This window comes from Roseiconus nitratireducens, from assembly GCF_008629675.1.
Taxonomy (GTDB): Bacteria; Planctomycetota; Planctomycetia; order Pirellulales; family Pirellulaceae; genus Stieleria; species Stieleria nitratireducens.
In genome coordinates this window covers 1-8,357 of record NZ_VWOX01000043.1, presented here as the reverse complement: position 1 = coordinate 8,357, position 8,357 = coordinate 1, and the positions used below count along the sequence as shown (strand labels likewise).

At 53.0% G+C, this 8,357-nt stretch carries 11 protein-coding genes and 1 pseudogene; 8 read left to right on the top strand and 4 right to left on the bottom strand.

Going from position 1 to position 8,357, the window contains the following annotated elements:
* Nucleotides 1-252: MerR family DNA-binding protein (locus FYK55_RS28495; RefSeq protein ID WP_150080016.1), on the top strand; the 252-nt coding region annotated here is incomplete at its 5' end.
* Between the two features lie 41 nt (nt 253-293).
* Nucleotides 294-635 (top strand): cupin domain-containing protein, encoded by a 342-nt coding sequence (locus tag FYK55_RS28490; RefSeq protein WP_235909040.1) that lies wholly within the window; start codon nt 294-296, stop codon nt 633-635.
* A 230-nt stretch (nt 636-865) separates the two neighbouring features.
* On the opposite strand, the gene FYK55_RS28485 is transcribed toward FYK55_RS28490, so the two are convergent.
* On the bottom strand, nt 866-1,192 hold the full coding sequence (locus FYK55_RS28485; RefSeq protein WP_150080014.1) for a hypothetical protein: 327 nt from the start codon (nt 1,190-1,192) through the stop codon (nt 866-868).
* Nucleotides 1,193-1,454: 262 nt separating this feature from the next.
* Here FYK55_RS28485 and FYK55_RS30030 point away from each other — a divergent pair.
* Together FYK55_RS30030 and FYK55_RS28480 are read left to right on the top strand one after the other, a co-directional pair.
* Nucleotides 1,455-1,871 (top strand): annotated as a pseudogene (locus tag FYK55_RS30030) (PAS domain-containing protein); the annotation flags it as partial.
* A 15-nt stretch (nt 1,872-1,886) separates the two neighbouring features.
* A complete protein-coding gene (locus FYK55_RS28480) occupies nt 1,887-2,690 on the top strand; it encodes a sensor histidine kinase (protein ID WP_235909041.1) in 804 nt (267 codons plus the stop codon).
* Nucleotides 2,691-2,719: 29 nt separating this feature from the next.
* On the opposite strand, the gene FYK55_RS29900 is transcribed toward FYK55_RS28480, so the two are convergent.
* The gene (locus FYK55_RS29900) at nt 2,720-4,252 is read right to left on the bottom strand and encodes a sigma-54-dependent transcriptional regulator (protein WP_235909039.1); all 1,533 of its coding nucleotides are present in this window, start codon (nt 4,250-4,252) and stop codon (nt 2,720-2,722) included.
* Nucleotides 4,253-4,440: 188 nt separating this feature from the next.
* On the opposite strand from FYK55_RS29900, the gene FYK55_RS29345 reads away from it, so the two are divergent.
* The 3 genes from FYK55_RS29345 (at nt 4,441) to rnk (ending at nt 5,596) form a co-directional block, all read left to right on the top strand.
* Nucleotides 4,441-4,587 carry a hypothetical protein gene (locus FYK55_RS29345; RefSeq protein WP_161604825.1) on the top strand — a complete coding sequence of 49 codons (147 nt, stop codon included), beginning with the start codon at nt 4,441-4,443 and terminating at the stop codon, nt 4,585-4,587.
* Between the two features lie 87 nt (nt 4,588-4,674).
* On the top strand, nt 4,675-5,133 hold the full coding sequence (locus FYK55_RS28465) for a hypothetical protein (protein WP_150080012.1): 459 nt from the start codon (nt 4,675-4,677) through the stop codon (nt 5,131-5,133).
* 46 nt (nt 5,134-5,179) lie between these two features.
* Nucleotides 5,180-5,596, top strand: a complete 417-nt coding sequence (gene rnk / locus FYK55_RS28460) for a nucleoside diphosphate kinase regulator (protein WP_150080011.1) — start codon at nt 5,180-5,182, stop codon at nt 5,594-5,596.
* Nucleotides 5,597-6,124: 528 nt separating this feature from the next.
* Here the strand turns inward: rnk and FYK55_RS28455 are convergent.
* Together FYK55_RS28455 and FYK55_RS28450 are read right to left on the bottom strand one after the other, a co-directional pair.
* Nucleotides 6,125-6,661, bottom strand: a complete 537-nt coding sequence (locus tag FYK55_RS28455) for a c-type heme family protein (protein ID WP_150080010.1) — start codon at nt 6,659-6,661, stop codon at nt 6,125-6,127.
* Complete coding sequence (locus FYK55_RS28450; RefSeq protein ID WP_201743835.1) at nt 6,661-7,659, bottom strand: NAD(P)H-dependent flavin oxidoreductase; 999 nt, start codon at nt 7,657-7,659, stop codon at nt 6,661-6,663. Before FYK55_RS28450 ends, FYK55_RS28455 begins: the two co-directional genes overlap by 1 nt.
* A 366-nt stretch (nt 7,660-8,025) precedes the next feature.
* Between FYK55_RS28450 and FYK55_RS28440 the strand changes: the two genes are divergently transcribed.
* Nucleotides 8,026-8,357 (top strand): RrF2 family transcriptional regulator (locus FYK55_RS28440; RefSeq protein ID WP_150080007.1); only part of this gene is annotated, 332 nt, incomplete at its 3' end.

Here is an 8,357-nt window from a genome sequence, read left to right as displayed (position 1 = left end):
CTACGGTTTATCCGCAGAGCCAAGGCACTCGGGTTCACACTCGCCGAGATCAAGGAGCTGGTCGGACTGGGGTACGACACCAAGACACGTTGCGAACACGTCCGCCAGCGGGCGGAACGGAAAGTTGAAGATATCGAATCCAAGATCCGCTCACTGCAGAAGATGAAGCGCTCGCTTAAAAAGCTTATCGCGACCTGCCAGGCTACCGATTCGATTGACGACTGTCCCCTGATGGAGGGAATTGATGCGTAGCGTTCGCTCCTCGGCCTATCCTAATTTAAGAAGGAGACTGAATGATGGCAATCAAACATGCGAATCCGGGTGAAGTCTTTGACATCTCTTCGTTGGGAAACCAATTGAAAGGCGAGCGAACCCGCACGCTGGCGAAGACCGACGCTATTGAAATAATCCGCTTGGTCTTGCCAGCAGGAAAAGAAATATCAACACACCGAGTGCCTGGCCAGATCATTGTCCAATGTATTGAGGGACGAGTCAGCTTTACAGCTCTTGGTGAAGACCGAGAACTACAAGCCGGGCGGTTGCTTTATTTGCCTCCCGGCGAACCTCATTCCGTGAGAGGGATGGATGATTCGGCGTTGCTGCTGACTATCGTGCAGCCGAGTACCGGCTCCTAAGGTGATAAGATCAGTGCGATGAAGACATCTTGGGACATGACCAAAGGTTGGATATGGCGATTGGTGCGAATAGCGATCGTGGCCGCTCCGTGAATAGACTAGGATTTCGTGAAAGCGATTCTCTAACGCGATCGGCTGGAATTCCGCACGTCACCAACGCCCAATTAAAAGCACCAGAAATGATAGCAATCCTATCGACGGAGCGAATTCTTCCCGGATCACAATGCTTTTTAAGGATACCACGAAGAGAAGTCGCGATTTGGTGTGATGTCGTACATGAACGCATCGGGATTGAGAATCAGGTACACCATTCCAAGCAGGCCAGGCAAAACTAGTGCGACAAGCATCAAAATGAGCAATCGAAAAATGTAGCTGTCTTCATTGTAATCACTTTCCTCCGAGTTGAGCGTAGGCGATGTCGCGGTGCGAACACGCTCCTCGATCAGTAGGTATTCATTTGCTGGAGTGTCTTCTTCTGGCTTTGGCCGCGGAATTGCGTACGGTTTCTCCCGAACATGAGCTTTTGACAGAGGGTTTGCTATGAGTGCAGGAATCATTGGTCTCAGCTCCACGAATGGGTTCCTTCGGAGAGGACAAGCTGATCAAATTCATCCGTTAATCGTGACTCAGCCTGTGACTCCGGTAGAATGGGTTTTGGTGCTTTGTCACAAATGCACACACTGAGCCGTTACTCAGTTACACCGTTTACGCGGCGTTTTCCCTGTAGAATTCAACGATTGCGTCTCCTCGAGTATCCGGCACGACAACCCCGGTTGACGTTTACAGACTGCACACCACGTGGAGAATTCGAATAAAAGCATGAGCCTGAATCCACCTACATCAAAAACACCCTTTCCGGGCCAGGAGATTGCACCGGAGTATTTTCGCGCCATTGCGGAAGGGACCGTCGACTGGGAGAGCTGGATGTCTAGCAACGGTGAATTGCTGTGGGTAAACGAGGCCGTTGAACGATTCACGGGCTTCACTCCCGCTGAATGTTTGGCGATGGACGACTATCCGTGTGCAGTGATCGCGAAAGAAGATCGTTCGCGAATGTCGGAGCATCTACGAGACGCTGCCAGCGGAAGTTCGGAAAACAACATCGAGTTTCGCGTTCAGCATCGCGATGGCTCCGAAGCGTGGATGGCCATTTCATGGCAACCGCTTCACGATGCGACCGGACGCTCGTTGGGGTATCGGGCGAGTGTCCGCGATATCTCCGAGAAACACAAAATGAGGGAGCAGTTGCGGTTGCAGAACGAGCACCTCGAACAGCTTGTTCAGGAACGGACGGCGAGAATCGCGGAGCTTGAGAAGCATCGATTGAAAATGGAGAAACTTGCCGCAATTGGAGAACTTGCCGCCGGCGTTGCCCATGAGATCAACAACCCGCTGGCCGGGATTCGCAACGCCTTCACACTGATACGGCGCCATTTTCCAAAGAATGGCAAACACTACGACAAGTTGGAACTCATCGACCGAGAGATCGAACGGATTAGCGGTATCACGCACCAGATGTACCAGCTCTATCGGCCAAGCGGCCAAAATGTAACGCAGTTCTCGGTGACGCGTTTGGTCGACGAGGTCATAACGCTCACGCAGCCGCTTTCACAGAAATCAAGGGTTAGCGTATTGCTTAACGTTGAGCGACTTGAGCAAGCCGGATCACTCGCTGGGGACGAAGTGTGCCTTCGCGCCGGAGAACTCAAGCAAGTCTTGCTCAACTTGGTTCGCAATGCCATCCAGGCTTCATCATCCGAGCAAAACGTCGTTGTTTCGGTACTCAATGAAACGCATCAATTGACGATCAAAGTCACCGACCATGGCCACGGAATTTCTGCTTCGGTCATCAAGAACGTATTCGACCCATTCTTCAGCACGAAGACGGAAACGATCGGACAGGGTATGGGGCTTGGCCTGTCCGTGTCGCTCAGGATCGTCGAAGCGATGCAGGGAACAATCGAAGTGAACAGCGAACCTGGCATCGAAACGGAATTCATTGTCCGCTTCCCAAGGGGGGTCACGACGGAAGATGCGGCAGGCTCATCTGAATGATTTTTGTTGTCTCGTCTGCTTTACGTCAATCATTTCCGATACTCGTCCGCGTCGATTCCATGACGCTTGAGTAGCTTGTTCATTCCTTGTCGCGATAAACCCGCTTGCCGTGCGGCGCTGGCGATCACGCCATGATGCTTTTCAAGAAGACGTGTCAAGTAGGCGTGGTCCGCCGTATCCAGTGCCTCGTCTCGTGAAACTTCCGCCAAGTCGAATCCTTGGTCGCCCTCGTTCTGTGATTGTGACGGATTGCCAACCGCAGCAGGAAGATCGTCCACTTCGATCTGCTCGCCACGGGCAAGAGTGATCGAACGTTCCACCACGTTGCGGAGTTCGCGAATGTTACCCGGCCAACGATACCGCTTGATGCACTGGATCGCGCCCTCGGAAAACCCGCCGACCAACGACTCGTTTGAACGAAGCTGTTGCAAGAAATGCTCGGCCAGTAAAACGATATCGTCGCCCCGCTGCCGCAAGGGCGGTAGTTCAATATGAATCACGGCGAGTCGATAAAACAGGTCCTGTCGAAAACGACCGGCATGGACTTCGGCTTGCAAGTCACGGTTAGTAGCACAGATGAATCGGGTGTCGACTTGAATGGGCTTGTCTTCGCCGACGGGTGTAAAGGTTTGTTCTTGAATGACTCGCAGCAACTTGGATTGCGACGTCAACGGAAGCTCTCCAAGCTCGTCGAAGAATGCCGTTCCGCCGTCAGCCGCCTTTAGTTGACCAGCCTGATCTTTAACCGCCCCGGTGAACGCCCCTTTGACGTGGCCGAACAAAGCGGACTCGAACAGTGACTCTGGGATCGCGGTGCAGTCGATGATTTGTAGACGATTCTCGGCGCGAGAACTGCGGTTGTGGATCGCCCGAGCGATGACTTCCTTCCCGGTTCCGCTTTCGCCCGTAATGAGGACACTCGTGTTGCTCGGAGCCACCCGGTCTACGATCACCATCACCTCTAGCATCTTGGGGCTGGTGCCGATGATGTCGCTGGCTGCGCCCGCAATACTCGATTCATCCTCCCTCCGGAAGTGTCGTGAGGAACGAGCGGGAAGGGCGTCCAAAGTGCTTGATCGCGCTGTTCCCTCCCCGGCCGCTACCGCGTCCGACCCTCCCGCAAGCGGGAGGGTGTTTTGTGCAGAATCTGCGAAACCGTCGTTGGAGGAGGACTCGTCGCCTCGTCCACTACCAGAACCAGCAATCGCTCGCTCAACCGCGACAATAAGCTCTTCAAACTTCACCGGTTTGAGCAAATAGTCGGCGATGCCGAGACGCACACTTTCGATCGCAGATGGGATCGAGGGAACTCCAGTGATCACGATCATCGGGATGTGCGAATACTTCGTCCGTCCTTCTTTGAGCAACTCCATTTTCAGGTTGCCAGGCATGTTCAGGTCGGACAGGATCAAGTCGAAGGAATGCTCACGGAGAACCTCGATTGCGTCGCCCGCATCCTCGACGCAGATGCATTCGTACCCTTCTTCGCGCAGAAGTTCCGCTGTTGTGTCGCGGTAAAGCGGCTCATCGTCCGCGATCAGAATACGTTTCGGTTTACTCATTAAGCTAAGACTTGGTTATCGGTGCACTCAGCGACACCCACGGTTGACGGCGGCATCGCCCGGCGACGGCTCACAGAAACAAAATGTTACGAAAATGCGTGATTTGAGCAATGGCATGGTCGTTGCATCCTCTCCGGCGATAGTAGGCACGGACGTCATTTCCACCTCGTAGTTTGGAGTAGTCAACCATGTCAACGATCCCATCTGATTTCAAACGAAACGGAAGCAACACGAATCGTCGTAGCTACGAGTCGATGAGTCCGCGCGAACAAATGACCGGAATGCTCGTTGTCCTGCTCGTTCTCGTGCTGGCGATCGCACTTCAATGGCTGTAATTCCACTACCATCACTTACAAATCGACTTTCAACTCGTCCGACGCACAACGCCTAGCCCACGGGAACTTTTCACAGGGATGGACACGATGACCACTGATCGATGGAGCCAGCGAAATCAACTTCTTAATCGATTCCTCGGCTGCATAAGTCGCGGCACACATCGCCTGATTCGCGATCTTTCGCTCGACGAGTCGACTGATGGTCACATCGTTTGTGAAGGCAGATCGCTCAACTACTACGGCGTGCAACTAGCGATCCTTGAGGCACAGCGGTTTCGCGAGATGCACCCTGCCGCAGGTCGAATCACTCTTGTGCTTCGCGTCGGCGAATCGTTGCTAGACCTTTCGATCAGCGGTTCTGAGCCGATGACGGACGACTGTACGCCTAACCCGCAAGGAACAGGCTGTCATCGTGACAAGAAACTCGCGGTTACCACGTCCGCCCCTGCCACAGCGAAACTTGCCAAGAGTTTTGGCACGTCTGAACACGCAACACAATCGGACACCAACAGGCAGTCGAAAGCCTTGGCGGCTTGCGCTACCTAAGCTTCGCAACAGACTACTTCTATTACAACACTCATTGGAAAGCGACATGGCCAACCGACGCCAAATCATCATCACGCACAAAGACCACTTGCGACTGGAGAATCTATTCGCAAGCGAATTCGCGACCGCCTTCAGTGACAAGCCGTACCTTCAGTCGCTACGCGGCGAACTTGACATCGCGAAGCTCGTCAGCCCGGAAGACGTTCCGCCCAACGTGGTGACCATGAACTCAACGGTTCGGTTGCGGCAGATGCGCAACAAAGAAGTCGAAACCTACACGCTTGTCTACCCGGAAGATGCAGACATAGCAAACGGCAAACTCTCCGTATTGGCTCCCATCGGTACTGCCATCCTCGGCTATCGAGTGGGCGACCGTATTGAATGGCAAGTACCCAGCGGAGAAATCAATTTCAAAATCGAAGAGCTTGTTATTCAGCCCGAACGCGATGGAATTCTTGCTTAAGCAAGCGCTCCGAACATCATTCGACCACACGCTCTTTCGTGCTCCAGTTACTTCGCAGTTGAAGTTGCGTTGATCATTGCCAGCTTCACCAAAAGCTTTCTGTTCATCGGCTGATCCAATAGACTACCAACCGGTTCATGCAGCAGCGGATCGTCGAATTGACGCTGCAACCAAACCAGCGGCTTCGTACAGAGATATTCCGTAGTAGCCAGCAACAACGGGTGCATTGGGCCGCCGAATTTGCACGTACCAATCGCTAATGGAGTTACAGGGAGCTTCGATTTCAACGATATAGAACTTGGCAAGTTGAAATAGGATAGTGTAGGCCTCGGAGCCCATTTGCATCCGATCCATTGTTTCGTATCGCACAAGCCCGCTCATCGCTCACCCGTCGTCTGTAGTAAATATTACCAATTGTAGATTATCGGACACGCAGAGCGCACACTTAAGCGATTCTCGACGGCCTAGTTCATTTCTTCGATGCTTCCTGCTTATGAATGAAGATCGCCGAAGTCAAAACCCGGCGAGTTACCGGGCGGAAATTGATACGGGCATTGAAATCAACAGTCCGGCGGTGCGGCTTTCCGTACTCGTTCGATTCTTGACGTGACACTTTAAGCATTGAGACGCCAATCGAATCGGGCCCGCAAATCGATATTTTGAGCCCTCAACCGATTCGTAATTCGACTTGCCTGCTTTCAGTGCACTGACTGCCGCTTTTTCAAATTCGTCTTCTGCTTGATGGTCGATGTTGACAACGTCAGTTTCGACGATCAACCACTTAAGTTTCACACCGTAGCTTTTTGACAGTTCCTCAAACACATCCTCAAGCGAGGCTGACGGGATTGCTCCGGCATCATCTTCATCAAAAAAGTCTCGGTGGACGACTTGTAAAACACCACGCATCGACTCGTGCAACAACATGGCGCGTGCACGCGCTTCCTCCACGTTGCACGGTGCTGGAATTGACGAATTCGTGGTGTCTGGGAGTTTGTCGTCAGCACCAACCCCACGGAACGACGAAGCAAGAACGCATACACATAGAACCAGCGTGACATATTTCATTATTGAATCCTTAGGTTGGAAAGTACCTGCCGAGCTTCGTCGACCATGCGCTGGACGACAGATGCAGCCGAGGCGACCTGCTTTATCTGTCCGGTGACTTGTCCAGCGTACATGGCCAACCGATGCAAATCACCCGTCATGGATTGAAGCGGTGAATCAGTGCTCATTAAGTAGATTGGCCTTCCACCTTCTTCAGCGACCTGCTGCCGTGCAGCTTCATCTGGCAAGTGCCCGAGGGGCTGAGATTCAAGTTCTACCGTCTCTTCACTTCTTAATACACGAACTGGCGAACCAGGTGGCCAGTTGATGGCGAATGCGTCTGTGTACAGCGTATCGCTTGCCTGTGAATCGACAATTCGTTGCTTATGCATCAGGTGCGCAAAGGACTCCTCAGTCGCTACGAATGCTGTCCCAACTTGAATCCCTTGCGCGCCCAGAGCGATGGCGGCGACAAGACTACGCCCACTTGAAAATCCACCGGAAGCCACTACTGGAACCGACACGGCATCACAAACGTCCTGAATGAGCACAAGGGAACCAACAGTACCGTGGACGTGTCCTCCCGCTTCGAATCCCTGAGCGACGATCACATCCGCTCCTGCCTCTTCCGCCAACACAGCGTCTTCCGCGTTACCGACTTGGTAAATGACAATACAGCCTGCATCCTTTGCCTTCTTGATCGCATCGGTCGCGACGCTCCAAAAGAAAGACATTACAGGAACGCGTAACCGAATGCATTCGTCAAGCTCCGCATGAAATTGCACAGGGTCTGTTGCCGAAGGTATGAGGTTCACGCCAAACGGCCGCTCCGTTAGAGATCGAACTTTGTGGACCTGTTCACGGATAAACTCGGGCGACTCCCGGACCATTCCGAGACAGCCGAGTGCCCCAGCGTTTGATACCGCCGCAGCAAGGCGAGCACGCGCGACTCCGCCCATTCCTGCCTGCAGAATGGGGTATCGGCATTCGAACAGTTCGCAAATCGGTGTTTCGAGCACGCGACAACTCATTGGGACTTGTTATACTTGACGAAATGAACTGCGATCTAGACACCAGCATCCCGGACTGGATCATTGAATACCCCAAGACAACTCAAGTATTTGATGCATTAGGCATCGATACTAGTTGTGGGGGTAAGTCGTTGCGGTATGTCTGTGTCTGTCAAGGGCGCAGCCCCACGGAGGTGCTCCAGCAGCTACAGCGGGCTGTTGCTGCAGCAATTGACGAGCAGGCTGATCAGGGCTAACCCCTGACTAAAGCTGCATGCATTATACATGTTTATTGAGAGCAATAATAGCCGCGCAATTGCTCCACCGGCTTATCCCTAGAAGGCCGACCCAAAGAGTGGCCTGATAACAATTCCAATGAAGCTAACAACGCAAACCGACTATGCTCTTCGCGCATTGATGTTTTTAGCAACGCGCAGCCAACGGTCGAACGTGGCGGACATCGCCAACGTTTTTGGAATTTCCACCAACCACGTCGCGAAGGTCGTCAATCTACTCGCACGTGCAGGCTACCTGCACAGCACTCGTGGCGTCGGCGGTGGTATTGAACTTGCACTCGACCCGAAGGACATCTCGGTTGGAGACGTCATCGAGAGCATGGAACGCGACATGCACCTGTTATCGTGTGTTGGCAGCGATGACACTTGCTTAATCCACTCTTTTTGTAAGCTCAAAGGCGTCCTTGCTAG

Coding starts and splice junctions, on each gene's coding strand:
- FYK55_RS28485 (WP_150080014.1), bottom strand. CDS start 1,192: ATGATTCCTGCACTCATAGCAAACCCTCTGTCAAAAGCTCATGTTCGG.
- FYK55_RS29345 (WP_161604825.1), top strand. CDS start 4,441: ATGTCAACGATCCCATCTGATTTCAAACGAAACGGAAGCAACACGAAT.
- FYK55_RS28455 (WP_150080010.1), bottom strand. CDS start 6,661: ATGAAATATGTCACGCTGGTTCTATGTGTATGCGTTCTTGCTTCGTCG.
- FYK55_RS28490 (WP_235909040.1), top strand. CDS start 294: ATGATGGCAATCAAACATGCGAATCCGGGTGAAGTCTTTGACATCTCT.
- rnk (WP_150080011.1), top strand. CDS start 5,180: ATGGCCAACCGACGCCAAATCATCATCACGCACAAAGACCACTTGCGA.
- FYK55_RS29900 (WP_235909039.1), bottom strand. CDS start 4,252: ATGAGTAAACCGAAACGTATTCTGATCGCGGACGATGAGCCGCTTTAC.
- FYK55_RS28465 (WP_150080012.1), top strand. CDS start 4,675: ATGACCACTGATCGATGGAGCCAGCGAAATCAACTTCTTAATCGATTC.